15 protein-coding genes are annotated in these 18,156 nt (G+C 58.0%); 9 read left to right on the top strand and 6 right to left on the bottom strand.

What is annotated here, in order from left to right; translation table 11 throughout:
- Positions 1 to 6: 6 nt before the first annotated feature.
- Positions 7 to 1,167 (bottom strand): efflux RND transporter periplasmic adaptor subunit, encoded by a 1,161-nt coding sequence (locus ACVI9W_RS05290; protein ID WP_461529396.1) that lies wholly within the window; start codon positions 1,165 to 1,167, stop codon positions 7 to 9.
- Positions 1,168 to 1,526: 359 nt separating this feature from the next.
- On the bottom strand, positions 1,527 to 2,444 hold the full coding sequence (locus ACVI9W_RS05285) for a LysR substrate-binding domain-containing protein (RefSeq protein ID WP_461529395.1): 918 nt from the start codon (positions 2,442 to 2,444) through the stop codon (positions 1,527 to 1,529).
- A 593-nt stretch (positions 2,445 to 3,037) separates the two neighbouring features.
- Between ACVI9W_RS05285 and ACVI9W_RS05280 the strand changes: the two genes are divergently transcribed.
- Genes ACVI9W_RS05280 through ACVI9W_RS05245 form a run of 8 tightly spaced genes read left to right on the top strand, consistent with a single transcriptional unit; the run spans position 3,038 to position 12,499 of the window.
- A complete protein-coding gene (locus tag ACVI9W_RS05280) occupies positions 3,038 to 4,363 on the top strand; it encodes a lysine N(6)-hydroxylase/L-ornithine N(5)-oxygenase family protein (RefSeq protein WP_461529394.1) in 1,326 nt (441 codons plus the stop codon).
- Between the two features lie 3 nt (positions 4,364 to 4,366).
- A complete protein-coding gene (locus ACVI9W_RS05275; RefSeq protein WP_461529393.1) occupies positions 4,367 to 5,737 on the top strand; it encodes an aspartate aminotransferase family protein in 1,371 nt (456 codons plus the stop codon).
- On the top strand, positions 5,734 to 6,102 hold the full coding sequence (locus ACVI9W_RS05270; protein WP_461529392.1) for a cupin domain-containing protein: 369 nt from the start codon (positions 5,734 to 5,736) through the stop codon (positions 6,100 to 6,102). The genes ACVI9W_RS05275 and ACVI9W_RS05270 overlap by 4 nt, the downstream gene beginning before the upstream one ends.
- Positions 6,099 to 7,613, top strand: coding sequence for a methionine--tRNA ligase (locus ACVI9W_RS05265; protein ID WP_461529391.1), 1,515 nt, complete (start codon positions 6,099 to 6,101; stop codon positions 7,611 to 7,613). Before ACVI9W_RS05270 ends, ACVI9W_RS05265 begins: the two co-directional genes overlap by 4 nt.
- Positions 7,606 to 8,745, top strand: coding sequence for an NAD(P)/FAD-dependent oxidoreductase (locus ACVI9W_RS05260; RefSeq protein WP_461529390.1), 1,140 nt, complete (start codon positions 7,606 to 7,608; stop codon positions 8,743 to 8,745). The genes ACVI9W_RS05265 and ACVI9W_RS05260 overlap by 8 nt, the downstream gene beginning before the upstream one ends.
- Positions 8,742 to 9,713, top strand: a complete 972-nt coding sequence (locus tag ACVI9W_RS05255) for an ABC transporter substrate-binding protein (RefSeq protein WP_461529389.1) — start codon at positions 8,742 to 8,744, stop codon at positions 9,711 to 9,713. Before ACVI9W_RS05260 ends, ACVI9W_RS05255 begins: the two co-directional genes overlap by 4 nt.
- 1 nt (position 9,714) lies before the next feature.
- Positions 9,715 to 11,022 (top strand): SidA/IucD/PvdA family monooxygenase, encoded by a 1,308-nt coding sequence (locus ACVI9W_RS05250; protein WP_461529388.1) that lies wholly within the window; start codon positions 9,715 to 9,717, stop codon positions 11,020 to 11,022.
- Positions 11,023 to 11,044: 22 nt separating this feature from the next.
- Positions 11,045 to 12,499: a pyridoxal phosphate-dependent decarboxylase family protein gene (locus ACVI9W_RS05245; protein ID WP_461529387.1), complete on the top strand. Its 1,455-nt coding sequence runs from the start codon at positions 11,045 to 11,047 to the stop codon at positions 12,497 to 12,499.
- 78 nt (positions 12,500 to 12,577) lie between these two features.
- On the opposite strand, the gene ACVI9W_RS05240 is transcribed toward ACVI9W_RS05245, so the two are convergent.
- Positions 12,578 to 13,252, bottom strand: coding sequence for a glutathione S-transferase family protein (locus ACVI9W_RS05240; protein ID WP_461529386.1), 675 nt, complete (start codon positions 13,250 to 13,252; stop codon positions 12,578 to 12,580).
- Positions 13,253 to 13,456: 204 nt separating this feature from the next.
- Between ACVI9W_RS05240 and ACVI9W_RS05235 the strand changes: the two genes are divergently transcribed.
- On the top strand, positions 13,457 to 14,353 hold the full coding sequence (locus ACVI9W_RS05235) for a LysR substrate-binding domain-containing protein (RefSeq protein WP_461529385.1): 897 nt from the start codon (positions 13,457 to 13,459) through the stop codon (positions 14,351 to 14,353).
- Between the two features lie 63 nt (positions 14,354 to 14,416).
- On the opposite strand, the gene lpdA is transcribed toward ACVI9W_RS05235, so the two are convergent.
- Genes lpdA through ACVI9W_RS05220 form a run of 3 tightly spaced genes read right to left on the bottom strand, consistent with a single transcriptional unit; the run spans position 14,417 to position 18,156 of the window.
- Positions 14,417 to 15,802: a dihydrolipoyl dehydrogenase gene (gene lpdA / locus ACVI9W_RS05230; RefSeq protein ID WP_461529384.1), complete on the bottom strand. Its 1,386-nt coding sequence runs from the start codon at positions 15,800 to 15,802 to the stop codon at positions 14,417 to 14,419.
- 2 nt (positions 15,803 to 15,804) lie between these two features.
- Positions 15,805 to 17,097, bottom strand: a complete 1,293-nt coding sequence (locus ACVI9W_RS05225; protein WP_461529383.1) for a dihydrolipoamide acetyltransferase family protein — start codon at positions 17,095 to 17,097, stop codon at positions 15,805 to 15,807.
- Complete coding sequence (locus ACVI9W_RS05220; protein WP_157193530.1) at positions 17,098 to 18,156, bottom strand: alpha-ketoacid dehydrogenase subunit beta; 1,059 nt, start codon at positions 18,154 to 18,156, stop codon at positions 17,098 to 17,100.

Below are 18,156 nucleotides of genomic sequence, written 5' to 3'. Positions count from 1 at the left end.
GGCGGTCTATTCCTTTTTACCGGTGTAGGAGCCGACAGTTTCGCTCCCGGGGGCAAGTGCCTCGGTTTGCCGGGGCGCAACCAGGACGCCGTCCTGCAGGTTGATCTGACCGGCTATGACCACCAGATCGCCTTCGTTCAAGGTGTTGCCCAGCACTTCGGTGCGGCCATCCGATTGCGCACCGGTACGCACGGAAACCAGCTGCGCGCGCAACGCTCCTTCGCTTTCTCGCAGGGCATAGATGCGCTCGCCGGTTAGCGACGATTCCAGAGCTACGGTAGGAATGGTGGTGACGGCAGGCCCGGGCGTCAGTTCGAGTGCGACGTGGGCAAATTTACCGGGCCACAAGGCGTCTTGGGCATCCTTGCGCAGGGTGGCACGTACGCGTATGGCGTGATTTTCCTTGTCCACCTGCGGATCGATTGCCGTGATTTGCCCGGCGATGGTCCTGGCGCTGTCGCCATCACCTTTGACCCGTACCTGCAGGCCGGTCTTGAGCGCTGCGCGATTGCGCTCGGGGACAGTGAAATCAATGTGCAGCACGCGGTTGTCGGTCAACGTGGCGATCGGCGTGCCAGCTTCCACGTACTGGCCAAGGTTGATGCGCCTGAGACCAAGCTCACCGGCGAACGGTGCGCGTACCAGGCGTTGGGAAATGTCTTCCTGTGATTGGGCGACCAGCGCGCGGGCTTCGTCATAGGCGGCCACGTGCTGTTCGTACTCGGCGTTGGACATGGTCTGGCCACGCAAGCGCTTGGCCCGTTCCAGGTGAGTCTGGGCCAGGCGCAAAGCGACCTGGCGACGTTCCAGTTCACTGCGCAGCGGGCCGTCGTTCAGTTGCACCAGGGGGGTGCCGGCACTGATGGTCTGGCCACTGGTGAAATGCACTTTGGTGATGCGCCCGGCCACTTCGGCGGCGACCAGCACTTGATGATCGGCGACCACGGTGCCGATGGCCTTGACCGTTGCCGGAAGCACCTCGCTGCGCACCGCGGCTACTTCAACAGGAATCGGATCTGCTTCACCCGTAGCCAGCGCTGCCTGTTCAGCCGCGTGCTTGCGATGGTTGTCGTAGAGGTAAAGTCCGCCAATGGCGCAGAGCAGGGCGAGGGCTGTGAATGCCAGCGGCTTCGAGAAACGCTGAGGGTGCTGTGCTTGAGTCTTCATGATTTGCCTCGGCCCAGAGTGTGCGGCTGGCATAAGCCAGGCTGAACTGATCGCAAGGCGTGTCGATATCGAGCTAGTACTTGGATGACAGGTGTCGTAGACATGATTTTCCCCAGCCGAAAGGTGAGATTTGCTAAAGCTTTATGGATTTTGGTATCCGGATACTATTGAGCTTTTAGCAAGAGGAAAAACGATATTCCCTGAGGTTTCGGGATAGTTTTTCTAAACCTGTTCGACTGGAGGGCGGTCTCTGAAAAGATGTCTGCAAGCCTGGGGGTGGCAGGAGTGTCTTGGCCTGGCGGATCTGGAAAGGCAACAGCGGTTGTGGAGTGCGTGCGGCTGCTGGGGGAATGGCGCGGCTAACCCAGCGCCACGTCCTGTTCGAACACCTGCTCGTCATGGGTCTGTTCGATCAGCCAGTTGAGTACTTCTCTGATCTCCGAGCGGCGCAGTGTTTCCGGGAGTGTCACGGCGTAGTAAGCAAACCGCGCAGGCCAGGTTTTTTCCAGGGCAACGCACAATTTGCCTTCGCGCAACTCTTCCTCGACGCAGAACTCTGGAACCAGAGCCAGCCCCTGACCGGTTGCGGCGGCACGGGCCAGCAGAAAATCATCCTCGAAACTTGGCCCTTTGCGTGCGCGGACATCATCGTTGATACCGTGGGCCTGCAGCCATAAGTGCCAGTCCGCCCGGTCCGAATCCTGCAGCAAGGTGTAATGCAGGCAGTCTTCAACATTATGGATGGCAGGGCCACTGGCCAGCAGCGCGGGGGTGGCGACTGGAATCAGGCGTGGTGCGATCAGGCGCATGGTGCTCAGTCCCGGGTAGTTGCCCAGACCATGGCGCAGGGCGATATCGGTGGAACTGCGCTTCAGGTCGACCAGCTCGTTGGACGACTCGATGCTTATTTCTATGTGGGGGTACTTGCTATAGAACTCGGTGAGTTTGGGGATCAGCCAGGAAGCGGCGAATGCCGGCGTGGTGTTGATCGAGACTTTATGCTCGTACTGCATCGCGCGCAGCGATTTCAACGACTTGTCGATGTTGTCAAAGGATATCAGCAGGGTGTCGTAAACCCGCTCGGCACGTGCCGTGAGTTTGATGCCTTTGGAGGTGCGCAAAAACAGCGAGAAGCCGACACGGTCTTCGAGAATTCTGATTTGTTGACTGACTGCGCCGGGCGATACCCCCATGGATTGCGCAGCAGCTTTAACGCTCCCTCGTCTGCCGACTTCAGTAAAAGCCCTGAGTGCCAATAGCGGTAAGACGGCAGTCATCGATATGCTCCTTGTATTGATGATCTTATTCAAAGCGCCGCGATGCTACCACAGCGTGGAACCTGAACAATGAGCGCTGCGTATTTCAACGATCACTGCCTCGCTTTACACAGAGTGCATTTTCACGATGCCGTGGTTTCAGGCGTCGCCTGCCTTGGCTAACTAAGAAGCCACGCTAAGACCAGATGTCTGGTGCTTTCTGACTCTTGAAACAAATGGTTACGAATTGACTGATTGGCAACGCCCCTTGGCAATCTTGGTGGCGCCAAGCAAAAAAAGAATAAGCTTATTACTTTTTGTGCGTGGGTAACTTTAAGGTTGATCTACGGTGTACTGAAAAAGTGTGACGGTAATTTTTCAGTTGCGCAATAGTTTGTGTAAAGACTTGACCTTAGAAAAACTAAACAGTGTCTTTAGATAAAATGATTATGCATCGGTAAATGCAAGTGATAGCGTTTTGCTGGTTGTTGGTAGGACCAACTCTTAAGCAATAAGCATAGTCGGTATTTTCGGTGTAACAAGTGCTCGTTGGGCGAGGTGTTGGTATCGCCAAAGTGTTGTATGGACGGTTCAATATTAGAAGGAGGCTAAGGGTGAGTGCATCTGCGCATTACGACATAATTGGTGTGGGCTTCGGGCCTTCGAATATTTCGCTGGCAATTACGCTGGAAGAGGAGTCGCCGGGGGCGCGATGTCTGTTCTTGGAAAAAGAAGCATCGAGTGAATGGCAAACAGGTTTGTTGCTGGCCAACTCCGATATTCAGAACCATCCGCTGCGTGACTTGGCCACACCGCGCAATCCGCGAAGCTATTATTCTTTTACCAACTACCTGTTCGAGAAGGGGCGGTTGTTCGAGCACTTGAACATGGGCCTGTACTTTCCCTATCGCTATGAATATCGTGACTACATCAAGTGGGCCGCTGAACATTTCAATGAGTCGGTGGAGTACTCCACGGTTGTCAGCAGCATCCGTGCGCTGCCGGAGTCCGAGGGCACAGCACGCTTCGAGATCAAAACCGAGGCGGGCAAGACCTATACCTGCATGAATCTGGTCCTGGGAACCGGGCGCACGCCGTTCATTCCGCCGGTGCTCAGCGGGTTGGGCCGCGAGCAGCTGGTGCATGGGGCGAAGTTCAACACCATTATCGATCGACTCAATGCCGGTGAAATCACCAGTGTTGCAATCGTCGGGGGCAGTCAGTCGGCGATCGAAATCATGATCTACCTGGCCGATAAGTTTCCCCATGTGGCCGTTCATGGCGTATCGCGAAAATTTGGTTATCGCCTGAAAGATACCTCGCCGTTTACTGGGGAAGTTTACTTTCCTGGGTTTGTTGATCTGTTTTACAGCAGTAAGCCTGAGCATAAACAACGGCTCAAGGATGATCTGAATCTGACCAACTACTCAGCGTCCGACGCCGATGTGCTGGATGAGTTGTACCGGACCCTGTATCGCGACAGGCATTTTGGCAACAATAAACTGAAAGTGCACAACTCAGTGGAAATTGTCAGCGCCGTGATGATCGATTCGACGGTGTCACTGGAGTTGGTCGCGGCGCACAGCGATGAGGCAATTACTTCACTGGAAGTCGATCTGGTTATTTCTGCCACCGGTTTTCGTGATTTCGGCCGGTTGGCGCATCAGGAGGCCTGTCCGCCGTTGTTGAATACATTACAGCCACTCCTGGAAAAAGATGAGTCTGGTGATATGCAGGTCGGTCGTGATTATCGCCTGGAGCTGGACGGTCTTGATGAGTTGGGGTTGTACCTGAACGGACTTTGCGAGTCTTCCCACGGGATGGGTGATGCCGGCTCGTTAAGTCTGGTGTCGATTCGTTCGAAGAATATTGTCGAGTCGATCAATCAACTTCGCGGGCATCGTACCGCGTCCGCCAACATGATGAAAACAGAAGCCTGAGCCATGAATAAAATAAGCGTGCAGACTGACATCCCAGGACCTCGTTCACAACAAGCGTTGCTCAAACAGTCCGAGCAGGAGTCGACGGCGATTTCCTACCCTAAACGCCTGCCTATTTCATTGGCGAAAGGCCAGGGTTGTTATGTAGAAGACCTTGATGGCAACGTATTTATTGATTTCCTTTCGGGGGCCGGCTCTTTGCCACTGGGCCATTCGCATCCGGAAGTTGTTGCTCAAGTTGTAGAGCAGGCCGGGACACTGTGCATGGGCCTGGATTTTCCGACGCTGGCCAAAGAGCAATTTACCGATGCGCATTTGAGTATGCTGCCTGCCGCGGTGCGTGACACCTACCGCATGCATTTCTGCGGTCCGACCGGTGCAGATGCGGTGGAAGCTGCGATCAAACTGGCCAAGGCGGTTACCGGTGGCGATGAAGTCATCAGTTTCCGCGGTGGTTACCACGGTTGTACCAACGGTGCCCTGTCGCTGACCGGCAACCGCAGCATGAAAAAGAATGTGCCCGGGAAAATGCCGGGTGTGCATTTCTTCCCTTATGGATCGACTTCCCGCTCGCAAGCCAGCGCTGTGTTGAACCAGGCACAAGTGGATGCTGCGCTGCTGCTGGAGTCGGCGCTCGAAGATGTCAATTCCGGGCTTGGCAATGTCGCGGCGATCATCCTTGAATTGGTACAGGGCGAAGGCGGGGCTTATGTGGCCGACAAAACCTTTGTCGAGCGGGTTGCCCGGGTAGCGAAGAAATTTTCCATTCCGCTGATCATCGATGAAATCCAGACCGGCTGCGGACGCACCGGGACCTGGTATGCATTCGAGCAGTACGGCATCACTCCGGACATCTTTGTGACCTCAAAAGGTACCAGTGGCATTGGCTTGCCATCGGCACTGATGTTCTACCAGAAGTCGCTGAAAAATTGGCCGTCGGGCAGTCATATCGGCACCTTCCGCGGTAATCAGCTGGCATTCGTTGCAGGCGCCAAGGCGATTGAAGTGTTCAAGCGCGATGATGTGCTGGGCAATGTCCGCGAGCGCTCGCAACAGATCCGCAGCCGCCTCGAAAACCTGCAGCGGGACTTTGCCCTGGTGGGTGAGGTTCGCGGTCTTGGCTTGATGCTGGGGGTCGAAATTCTCAGCCCGCGCACGGGCAAAGTCTGTGAAGCAACGGCGGCGAAGATTCAGCAGCGCGCGTTGCGCCATGGCCTGATCACCGAGCTGGGCGGGCGCGACGATACCGTTCTGCGGGTGCTACCACCGTTGAATGTCAGCGCTGAAAGCGTCGACCAGGCGCTGGCGGTTCTGGAGCAGGTTCTGGCCGAGCACATGAGTGCGCTCGATGCCAGCGAGGAGGCCGGGCAATGACGGTCTTTCGCAAGATGAACTGGGGGGCGCTGGTTCATGAGTATGACCTGGATGGTTCCAGGCTGCTGCCCTGGGAGGGCATGAAGTCGCCCTTCGGTGGCGCCTGGTGCGTGGTTCGTCCTGGTACCGAGAGTCGGCGCCATTCCCATGATGAGTATGAATTGTTCATCGCTATCGATGGCCGGGCAAATGTCCGGGTCGGTGAAGAATTCGTGGTGGCTGAAAAAGGCGATCTGATTCTGCTGCCGTTGAACACCGAGCACTCGGTGATCAATGACAGCGAGGCAGACTTTCACTTCTATTCGATCTGGTGGGACCGGGAAAGTTCGAAAGACTTTCTCAAGTCGCTGGGAGAACAGCCATGAATGATCAGTTCATTGTCACCATTACTCCGCCGACGCCCAATGGTGATCTGCACATCGGCCATATTGCCGGTCCGTTTCTGAGTGCCGACATCTTTACCCGAACTCAGCGTCTGAGGGGCAACCCGTGTTATCTGGTGTCTTATTCGGATGACTATCAGTCGTACCTGCGACGCAAGGCCATGGAAATCTCCGGTGATGAAGTGGCACTGGCCAAGGAGAACTCGGCGAAGATCCAGCAGTCGCTGCGCATGGTCGGCATTGAGGTCGACTACTGGCTGGAGTCGTACCAGAACAGTCATTTCGAAGCGGCTGCGCGGATGCTCTACGAGCATGGCCTGGACAGTGGCCTGATCCAGTCCAAGCCCAGTATCGAGCCCTACTGTGAGCATTGCCAGGTATGGGGTTACGAAGCATTCGCCCGGGGCGGCTGCAACCATTGTGGCAACAGCTCTGACCCGAGTCAGTGCGAGTTTTGTGCGATGGCACCGAATGCCCTGGAAATGAAGGATCTGAAGTGCATTCTGTGTAAACAACCGGTTTCTCACCTGCCGGTGGAACGCAAGTTTCTCAAGTTTTCTGCGGTGGCTCCGGCGTTGCGCGCACGGCTGGCCCAGTCGCCAATGCGTCCGCAGCTCAGGGCCTGGATCGACGACGCGTTTGCCCGTGGCGTGCTCGATTGGGGCGTGACCCGTCCCGATGAGTCGGGCCTCAAGCTCTATGATGATGAAGCGCACCGGGTGCATACCTGGTTCATGGGGCAGGCGGGTTACTTTGCCGCGCTCAAGGCGCTGTCCGAGAGCAACGAACAAGCGCGCGATGCCTATGAGCTGTTGTTCAGCGACAAGACGCGCATGGTCAATTTCCTTGGCATAGATTGTTCCTACAGCCATGTGCTGGCCTATCCCGCGCAGGTGTTGCTGAACGAGCAGTTCAAGTTCAGCAATGCGTTTTACACCAATGCATTCCTGAAGCTCGATGGCCTGGATTTCTCGACCAGTCGCGGTCATGCCATCTGGGTTCGCGACCTGGTGTGTGATGCCTGTTCCGACAGCGTGCGTTTTTACGTGTCATTGATCGCTCCAGAGGAGCAGACCGAGAACTTTTCCCCTGAAGAGTTCTGGGCCTGGCGCAAACGCATTTTCGTTGAACTGCTGCCGAAGATTTCCTCGGCGTTTTTCGATCAGGCGCAGGCTGCGCATACCTCCGATGCACTGTTGTTGTCTGACTTCGAAGCAGCTGTTGTCGAGCAATGGCAGCAGTGTTCCCGGCATGACAATTTTTCGATCAAGCACATTGCGCAGATGCTGATGGTGATGCTTGAGGCGCTGGACATGGATATCGAGCAGGGCCGAGTACGGCGCAATCTGATGGTGCTGTTCACTCTGCTCTGTGCGCCAACCATGCCGAAGCTCGCCGGTGTCCTGCGCAGTCAGCTCAGTGCGCATGAACTGGACACCTTCTCTTCGCTGCTGGGCCTTGAACAATCAGGCAAGGAGCCTCGGATTGACTAATTCAGCACGTATTATCGTCATTGGTGGCGGGATCATCGGCACCACCATTGCCGCCAATCTGGCTGTCGAAGGCCATCAGGTCACCTTGCTGGAAAAGGAGACGATCGGTGGCAATGGCGCAACCAAATTTTCAGGGGCCTTGTTTCGTTTATACGACCCGGATCGGGAGATTGCCAAGCTCTCGCGTCTGAGCATCGAGATGATGGAAGAGACCCGGGTAGGTCAGGTATTCGCCCAGAGTCTGAAACGCTCGGGGATTCTCTATGCCTGCGAAAAGACCCAGCTCAACTATGACTCGATCAACGAGTGCATCAACACCTATAGCGATGCGTTGTATCCGCTGGAACTGATCAGCGCACAAAAAGCCTACGAGCTCAGTTGCGGTTGCTACTCGGCTGACAACGTGCGCACCGTTCTCTATGAGGCCAAGGGCGGCTTTGGTGATATCCGCAAGGCCGCGCGTGATCTGGCGTTCATGGTCAAGTCTGCTGGTAATACAGTGATGGAGCACACTCAGGTCGACAGCTTCAGCACCACGGCCAGTGGCGTCACGGTGCGGTGCGCGAATGTCGTGCTTGAGGCCGATTATGTGGTGCTGGCCGCAGGGGCCTGGTCCGGTGACCTTTGTGAGTTCTTGCCGATTGATACCAAGAGCATTCCATTGGCCAGCCTGTCGACCGCTCACGAGATTCCCCTGCCGATCATCGACACCAAGACCGGCACCCACCTTATCCCGCTCAATCGAGGCTTCTACCAGGCCGGGTCGAAGATCAGGGTGTCGGCGAAAAATCCCGAGGCGCTCGATTATGACCAGAAGCTGATTGCGCCGGATATCCTCGCGCGCTTAGGGGGATCGAAGATCAATCACCGTGCCGATGATGTGGTTTCGGTGCTCAAGGGTTTTGACTCTTACACCGTGGATGGTCGCCCGGTACTGGATTTCGTCGACGCGAATCATCGCTGCATTGCCGCCACCGGCTTCTGCGGCATTGGCTACAAGATCGCGCTGGCCGTTGCCCAGAACGTCAAGAATACGTTGCTGTCGGGGCGCTCCCAGGGGCGGCCGGTACTCGGACAAGGTAGCGCAGTGTACGGCCTTGCACGTTTTCCCGAGGTCGATCTGGTCCAATGAAAAAATCACTGCGCTGCGGCTTCGCCGCTATTCTGGATCCTGCCAGGTCGATACACACCGAGACGGTCCTGCGTGCCTTGCAGATCTACAAGGATCTGTTCGTAGGTGACGAGATCGAGTTCATCCTCTGTGAGGACTATGGCTCGCTGGAAGGGGGCGCGCACGCCGCCGACTACCTGGTGTCCCAGGGGGTCGATGTAGTGGTGGGGCACTATGCAAGCAGCTCGGCAATCGGTGCCGCCGGTTTCTATGCCGAGCACGGGATTGCCGTGTTGTTGCCCTCCGCGACGGAAACCAACCTGACGCTGGATCGGGATTCGGTGTTCCGGGTGTGCGCAAACAACCGGGATATCGTCGAGACCATGCTGGGCCTGTTCGCGCCAGGCGATGAGTTCAACATCGAGGTCTACACCGACGAATCCAGTTATGCACAGAACCTGGCCGGCCTTCTCAAGTCGACGCTGGCCTGCCGGCCTCGTGATTCTGGCGTGGCTGAAAAAGACTCGAGCATTGTCTTCATCGGCACCGGAGCCCGCAGTGAGATGTTTCTGCAGGCCTGCGAGAGCAAGGAAGTACACCGCGATTTCATCCTCACCGACGATGCCGCTTGTGCACATCTGGGCATTCCAGCGTCGATCAACGCAGGGCGCATTCGCGGCGTTGGCTTCGCGCCTGCCGGGCTGATCAATCCTGAGGCGCCATGCGTGCGCGAATATGTCCGGCGCTACGGTGAAATGCCTGGGGTGTTCTTTCTCGAGACGATCGCGGCGCTGGAAATCGTCAGCGAACTGCAGGCGACCTCCGACGACTTTATTGCCGACCTCAATCGCGGCGCTTTCACCACTTCTCTGGGTACGTTGAGTTTCATCAAGGGCGAACAGCGCCGCGCTGCGCTGTGCCTGTGGACCAACAACGACAATCAGCAGATGCGACCAGTCGAACTCATTCAAACTAATCGAGTGTCCTGAAATGAATCATGCGACGACGTCCAACCATTACATCGATACCCTGTGCATCGGGTTTGGTCCGGCGGGCCTGGCCCTGGCTTGTGTCTACGATGAAGAATTCGCCACCCATGGTGGCAGCGGCAGACACGCGTTCCTGGCGTTGGAAAAAGCTGCCAGCTGTGCCTGGCACCCGAACCTGCTGTTGAGCAATACCGATATCAACCACCACGTCTATCGTGACCTGGTGACCCCGCGCAACCCGCAAAGCCCGTATAGCTTTGCCATGTACCTCAAGGAGAAGAACCGGCTGTTCAAGTTCGGTCTGCTGGGGCGTCCGGCAAGTCGTTTCGAATGGTCGGACTACATGACCTGGGTTGCCGGAAAACTGTCGGAGTACGTGCGTTACGACCATGCGGTCAGCACCATCGAGCCGATTCTGAAGGACGGCCAGCTCAGTGGTTTCAAGGTCAGCGGGCAGGGCTTCACGTATGAAACCCGCAAGTTGATTCTTTCCAACGGCTCGACGCCGAATGTTCCGCCACTGTTCGAGCAAAGCATGGGCACCCATGTATTTCATGCCAGTGAGTACCTGGATCGGCTCAAAGCATTCAATGGTGACATTCCCAAGCGCTGGTTAGTGCTGGGCTCGGGGCAGAGTGCCGGTGAGGTGATTGCTGATCTGATCGCGAAGAAAGACGATATCCATGTTGTCTCGGTACATCGCTCGATCGGCTTCAAGGTGGCGCAGCTGGGGCAGTTCCCCAACCTGGTGTTTCTGCCGGAGAACATCGAGTACTTCAAAGGCCTCGATGGAGAAGGGCGCAACCGCTTCTTCAGTCATGTCAAAAGCACCAACTATTCGGGTATCGACGTTGATGAGAGTCAGCATCTCTACTCGGTGATTTATGAAGACGAGATCGTCGGCCGGGAGCGCCTGAAAATGGCGGTGAACTCGGAAATTCTGACCCTCACCAAGACTGCCGAGGGGTACCACGTGACGCTGCGTGACTCCTTTACCGGGGCGCTGAGTGAATACGTTGTCGATGCCATTGCGCTGGGAACCGGTTATCAACAGCCGATGGTGCCAGGCTTGCTGAAACCGCTGGAAGAGTACCTGGTCAAGGACACTCAAGGCGGGCTGGAAGTCGATGGCCAGTACAAAGTGAAGCTGCGTAACAGCGAGGGGGTTCAGATCTATGTCAACGGTCTGTCGGAGCGTACGCATGGCATCAGTGATGGTCAGTCGTTCTCCGCGGTTGCCTACCGTGCCGGCGTAATCTTCGACGCGTTGCAGGCCAGTGTGGTTGTTCCTTTCGACTATTCCATCTGATGTGATTCAAGGACGTTTGATCATGAGTGCAACACGTATCGACCCGGATGTCAGTCGCGAAATCATCAGCTCATTCTTTCCAGAGCAAGGCGAGCGCACAGAAATTTTCGGCTTTCTCAAAGATGTGGTGGAGAATTATGTCGCTGACATCTCGACGATCAAGGTGAATCCGTCGATGTCCAAGGCGGACATTGCCGGGGTCATGTCCCGCTACGATTTTGATGGCAGCCACTCGGCAGCCTCAGTATTGAAGGATGTAGTGGGTATGATGGAGCAGGGCATGGTGCATGTGACCAGCCCGAATTACTTTGGCCTGTTCAATCCCACCACTTCGTTCTGGGGCGGCATCGCCGACTTCATTACGGCCCTCTACAATCCGCAACTGGCTGTCTGGAGTCACGCGCCGGCTTGTGTGGATATCGAAGAGAAGCTCATCCGCTATCTGGGCCTGCTGGCGGGCTTTGCCCCGTCGCACGTCGGAGGCGCCTTCACCACCGGCGGCGCAGAGGCCAATTGTACGGCAATGATCTGCGCCCTGACCCGTAAGGTCCCAGGGTTCGCCAAGCAAGGCTTGCAATCTCAAGCTTCACAACCGGTGTTCTACATTTCGGCCGATAGCCACCTCGCCTGGTTGAAGATTGCACTGCAGTCCGGGCTTGGGCATAACGCTGTACGTCTGGTCGGGGTCGATAGCCACGGAAAAATGGATATCGCGCAACTGAACACCGCCATCGCCGAAGATCGTCGGCTCGGCTTCCTGCCTTTCATGCTGGTAGGGACTGCAGGCACAACCAACGCCGGAGTAATTGATCCGCTGGCGCAGATGGCTGATGTGGCCAGGCAGCACGACCTGTATTTCCATGTCGATGCGGCATGGGCAGGCGCGATCCTGCTCAGCGAAAGTCATTCCCCGCTGTTGCGCGGCATCGATCAGGCCGACTCCATCACCCTGGACGCGCACAAGTGGCTGACCGCCCCCATGGGTACCGGAATGTTCATCTGCGCCGACAAAACCCTGCTCAACGAGCCGTTCGCGGTTTCTACCAACTACATGCCGGCGGGCGACGACGTCAATATCGATCCCTACATCAACTCCATGCAGTGGTCGCGGCGTTTCAATGGATTGAAGCTGTTCATCCCCTTGGCGATTCTCGGTCGCGAAGGCTTTTGCAAGATGATCGACTATCAGGTCGAGCTGGGCGCCTATTTGAAGTCTTCACTTGAGCAGCACGGCTGGGTGGTGGTGAACGCCACGCAACTGCCGGTTATCTGCTTCAAGGACGCGGGCAAGGCCGATGTGGAACAGATCCTGGCCCAGACGCTGGCCGCCAACCAGGTCTGGCTGTCATCGACCACCTTCAACAAGGAGAAGACTTTGCGAACCTGCATCACCAGCTACCGTTCGACCACGGCGGACGTCGACAATCTGCTGGAGCAACTGAACAAGGCCCGCGATGCCGTGCGCAAGGCGGGCTGAAAGGCGGGATGCTCAACAACTCCAAAGGTAGTCGGGGTTGCCTGAAAAGTGGCCAGCAGAATGCTGTTGGCCACCTGCTCAGTGCGCAAAGGCCGGTGCGGGTAAAACAAGCCCGCGCTGCACCGCTGGCCTTGTTGCAACGCGTTGGTGCCAGTCACTCAAGTCCTTGAAGTGACTGAAGTCAAAACCAAGTAACTGGATACCGTGGGTCCAGGCGAAGTTGGCAATGTCGACAATCGTGTAGTGCTCTCCCATTAAATAAGGCTGTTCGCGCAATCGTCTATCGAGGGCGTGCAACCTGGTGTTGGCCATGCTACGAAAATGTTCAATCGCCTCGGTATTGCGCGAGGTGTCTTCGTGGGCAAAGTACCGCCATTGCTGTAAGACCGGAGGAATATCGGCCGTGTGTGCTGCCAGCTCGTTGAGGATGGCCCAGTTGCCTTGGTGGCGGGGTAGAAGGCTGTCTGCCTTGCTTGCCAGATAGAAAAGGATCACCGAGGTTTCCTGCAGGCACACGCCACTGTAGTCATCAATCAGCAACGGGATTCTGCCTCGCGGACTGAGCTCCATAAAGGCCGGGGGCGGTTGCTTTACGTCGATATCTTCAAGCTGGTACTTCAGGCCAAGCTCCTCCAGGGTAATAGTTACCTTGAAACTTTCGGGCGTATTGTCTGCATAAAGATAAATCATTAATTGGCCTTCACTGAGCGTGATGTCGCGCAGGTTTAAAGAACGTGGCGACGCAGGAAACATCACAGAACGTAAATTGCGCCCTGTGTTTTTCTATACCCTGGGTTAAGAAAAATTCACCGTTGAATTTGTTTCGAAACTGTTTATCCTCGAAGCTGTCATCGTTACTCGGCCTATAAAACAAAGCTCCTGAAGGAATAGGGTGTCCTGCTTTATTGTGGATGGGAAACGATAAATGCTTAAAAGTAAGGATAGAAAAACTAAACCATGATCAAGCCTTCGATTCCATTGCTCGCACTGCGTACGTTTGTTGAAGTTGGTCATTACGGGAGTATCAAAACAGCCGCGCAGGTATTGAATGTCACTTCCGGGGCAGTCAGTCAGCAAATCCGTCTACTGGAAGAGCGTGTCGGTACTTCGCTGTTTATTCGCGAACATCACGGTGTACGCCTGACCGAGGCGGGAGCGCAGGCGCACCCGTTGTTGCATGAAGCATTCGGTCAGATCGAGAGCATTGTGCGTGGCCTGGAAGGTGTGAAGGAGCGGCAGGTGCTGACGATCAGCACCGTGCCTGCCTTTGCTGCGTCCTGGCTGGTACCACGTCTGGGCGGCTTTACGCGGATGTACCCGCAGATCGAGGTGCGGGTCGAGACCACCGGGTGTCTGGTCGACTTGCGCCGCGACAAAGTGGATATCGCCCTGCGTCACGGCCTGGGACATTATCCGGACCTGCATGTGACGCGTTTGATCACCCCGGTGATGGTGCCGGTGGCCAGTCCCGAACTGCTGGCCGCGGGCGCGCCCGTCAAAGAGCCGCAGGACTGCCTGAACTACCCCTTGCTGCATGACACCGACCGCGCCGACTGGGCGCTTTGGCTCAGTGCCCATGGTGTGCCAGCAGATCCGCGTAGCGAGCGCGGCACGAGCTTTGAGGATGATTTGCTGTTGATTCGTGCGGCCGAATCCGGCCAGGGCCTGGCGCTGGTATCCGAAGACCATGCAAGGCAGGAAATGGCCGCGGGCAAATTGATCAAGGTGCTCGACAAGCCCTGGCCTGCGCAGTTTTCCTACTACATCGTCAGTCAGAAGGAGGCTGCCGAGCGCCTGGAAGTAAGAGCGTTCTGCGAATGGGTGCTCAATGAGGTTCGGGGTGTGGCTGCGTAGGCAAAAAAAGACCCGCTGCGCTTGCGCACAGCGGGTCAAATCGGCCGCAGCCGCTTCAGTGTGTTACAGGTGCAGGGCGTGACCGAGTGCCCGCAATGCCGCTTCCTGGACTGCCTCGCCAAGGGTCGGGTGGGCATGGATGGTGCCGGCCACATCTTCCAGGCGGGCGCCCATTTCCAGGGACTGGGCGAACGCCGTCGACAATTCCGAAACGCCGACGCCGACGGCTTGCCAACCAAGGATCAGGTGATTGTCGCGACGCGCGACCACGCGCACAAAACCACTTTTTGATTCCAGGGTCATGGCCCGGCCGTTGGCGGCGAACGGGAACTGCGCAACGATGCAGTCCAGGCCTTCCTGTTCGACATGCTCCGGGGTCTTGCCGACCACCACCAGTTCCGGATCGGTGAAGCACACTGCGGCAATGGCAGTGGGTTCGAAGCGCCGGGTTTTGCCGGCAATGATTTCCGCGACCATCTCGCCCTGGGCCATGGCCCGGTGGGCGAGCATCGGTTCACCGCTGAGATCGCCGATGGCCCAGACATTGCGCATGCTGGTCTGGCAACGTTCGTCGATGGCGATCGCCGCGCCGTTCATCTTCAGCGCCAGGCTTTCCAGGTTGAAGCCTTGGGTGCGCGGTTTGCGACCTACGGCGACCAGGACCTGATCGGTATCCAGTTGCAGCAATTCGCCGTCCGGGTTACGCACCTGCAGGCGTTGACTGTCGGCATCAAAGCCTTCGACGCTGTGCTTGAGATAAAGCTTGATCCCGAGCTTTTTGATCGACTCGGCTACCGGCGCGGTCAGCTCACTGTCATAGGTCGGCAGAATCCGCTCGCGGGCTTCGACCACGCTGACCTCGACGCCGAGTTTGCGGTAGGCAATACCCAGTTCCAGGCCAATGTAGCCACCGCCGACCACTGTCAGGTGCTTGGGCAGGGCTTTCGGCGCCAGGGCTTCGGTGGAAGAGATGACCGCGCCGCCGAGCGGCAGCATCGGCAATTCGACGCTGCTGGAGCCGGTGGCCAGCAGCAGGTGCTCGCACTGGATGCGTTGGCCATCGACTTCGACGCTCTTGCCGTCGAGGATCTTCGCCCAGCCATGGATCACCTTGACCCCGTGCTTTTTCAGCAGGGCGGCGACACCGCTGGTCAACCGATCAACGATGCCGTCTTTCCAGGCTACGCTCTGGCCGATGTCCAGGCTCGGCGCCGAGACCTTGATGCCCAGGTTCGACTGCTGGCTGTGCTGTCGGGTCTGGTGGAACTGCTCGGCGACATGGATCAGCGCCTTGGAGGGAATGCAGCCGATGTTCAGGCAGGTGCCGCCCAGGGCCTGGCCTTCGACCAGAACCGTGGGAATGCCCAGCTGGCCGGCGCGAATGGCCGCGACATAACCGCCAGGGCCGCCACCGATGATCAGCAGGGTGGTGTTGAGGGTCTGTTGCATGGTCACTCCACAAACAGGCTGGCAGGTTGTTCGAGCAGGCCGCGGATGGCCTGGATGAAGAGTGCCGCGTCCATCCCGTCGACCACCCGGTGATCGAACGAGCTGGACAGGTTCATCATCTTGCGGATGACGATCTGGCCGTTGATCACCATCGGCCGTTCGACCATGCGGTTGACGCCGACGATGGCCACTTCCGGCGTGTTGACCACCGGCGTGGAAACAATGCCGCCCAAGGCGCCGAGGCTGGTCAGGGTAATGGTCGAACCGCTCAGCTCTTCACGGCTGGCTTTGTTGCCGCGCGCGGCATTGGCCAGGCGTACGATTTCGCCAGCGTTGCTCCACAGGCTGCCGGCTTCGGCATGGCGCAGCACCGGTACCATCAGGCCGTTGTCGCCCTGGGTAGCGATGCCGACATGCACCGCGCCGTGGCGGGTGATGACCTGGGCTTCGTCGTCGTAGGTGGCGTTGATCTGCGGGAATTCACGCAAGGCCACGACCATGGCGCGTACCAGGAACGGCAACAGGGTCAGCTTGCCGCGGCTGTCGCCCCACTTCTTGTTCAGGTGCAGGCGCAGCTCTTCCAGGGCGGTGACGTCGATCTCTTCGACATAGCTGAAGTGCGCGACGCGGCGCTTGGCGTCCTGCATGCGCTGGGCGATTTTGCGGCGCAGGCCGATGACCGGGATCTGCTCGCTGTCGCTGCGCTTGGCGTAACCGCCCGGTGCGCTTTGCGTGCTTATTGTCGGCTGGGTGAGGAAGGCATCCAGGTCTTCATGCAGGATGCGGCCGACCGGGCCACTGCCATGTACGTAACGCAGTTCGATACCGGCATCCAGGGCACGTTTGCGCACAGCCGGCGAGGCCAGAGGGCGCTCGTTGGCTTCGCGCGGGACGATCGGGGCCGGGGCGTGTGTGCTGGCTGGCGCGGCTGCGGTGACAGGCACAGGTTTTTCGGCTTGTGGTTCCGGCTTGCTGGCCGCGACCGGAGCCGGGGCGGCAACTGCAGCTGCCGGTGCTGCCGGTGCTGCCGCACCTTCCTGATAATTGCCCGCACCTTCGACTTCGATGCGGATCAGCTCGCTGCCCACCGCCATGACTTCACCGGGTTGCCCGCCCAGCGCCAGCACTTTGCCGCTGACCGGCGAGGGGATTTCCACGGTGGCTTTGTCGGTCATGACATCGGCCACGACCTGGTCTTCGGTGACGGTGTCGCCGACTTTGACGAACCATTCCACCAGTTCAACTTGTGCGATGCCTTCACCGATATCCGGCATCTTGATGACGTGCGTGCCCATTCAGACCTCCATGACCCGTTTCAATGCCGCGCCCACACGTGAGGGACCGGGGAAATACGCCCATTCCTGCGCATGCGGGTAGGGGGTGTCCCAACCGGTGACGCGCTCGATCGGGGCTTCGAGGTGATGGAAGCAGTGTTCCTGGACCAGCGCGATCAGCTCGGCACCGAAACCGCAGGTGCGCGTGGCTTCGTGGACGACCACGCAGCGGCCGGTCTTTTTCACCGAGGCGACGATGGTTTCCAGGTCCAGTGGCCACAGGCTGCGCAGGTCGATGACTTCAGCATCGACACCGGTTTCCTCGGCGGCCACTTGCGACACGTAAACCGTGGTGCCATAGGTGAGCACGGTGACGTCATTGCCGGGGCGGGTGATGGCGGCCTTGTCCAGCGGCACGGTGTAGTAGCCATCGGGGACGGCGGCAGCCGGGTGTTTCGACCACGGGGTTACCGGGCGGTCGTGGTGGCCGTCGAACGGGCCGTTGTACAGGCGTTTGGGCTCAAGGAAGATCACCGGGTCGTCGTTCTCGATCGAGGCGATCAGCAGGCCTTTGGCGTCGTAGGGGTTGGACGGCATAACGGTGCGCAGGCCGCAGACCTGAGTAAACATCGCCTCAGGACTCTGGCTGTGGGTCTGGCCACCGTAGATGCCGCCGCCGCACGGCATGCGCAGGGTCAGCGGGGCGACGAATTCACCCGCCGAGCGATAACGCAGGCGGGCCATCTCGGAGACGATCTGGTCGGAGGCCGGGTAGAAGTAGTCGGCGAACTGAATCTCGACCACTGGGCGCAGGCCGTACGCGCCCATGCCCACGGCGGTACCGACGATGCCGCTTTCGGAGATCGGTGCATCGAAGACCCGCGACTTGCCGTACTTGGTCTGCAGGCCTTCGGTGCAGCGGAACACGCCGCCAAAGTAGCCAACGTCCTGGCCATAGACGACCACGTTGTCATCGCGCTCAAGCATGATGTCCATGGCCGAGCGCAGGGCCTGGATCATGGTCATGGTGGTAGTCGCCATGGCGGTTTCCAACTGAATAGTGGTGGTGTGATCGTTCAT

The organism is Pseudomonas sp. 210_17 TE3656, assembly GCF_054821965.1.
Note: the sequence above shows the minus strand (reverse complement) of the source record. Positions and strands in the feature narration are given on the sequence as shown.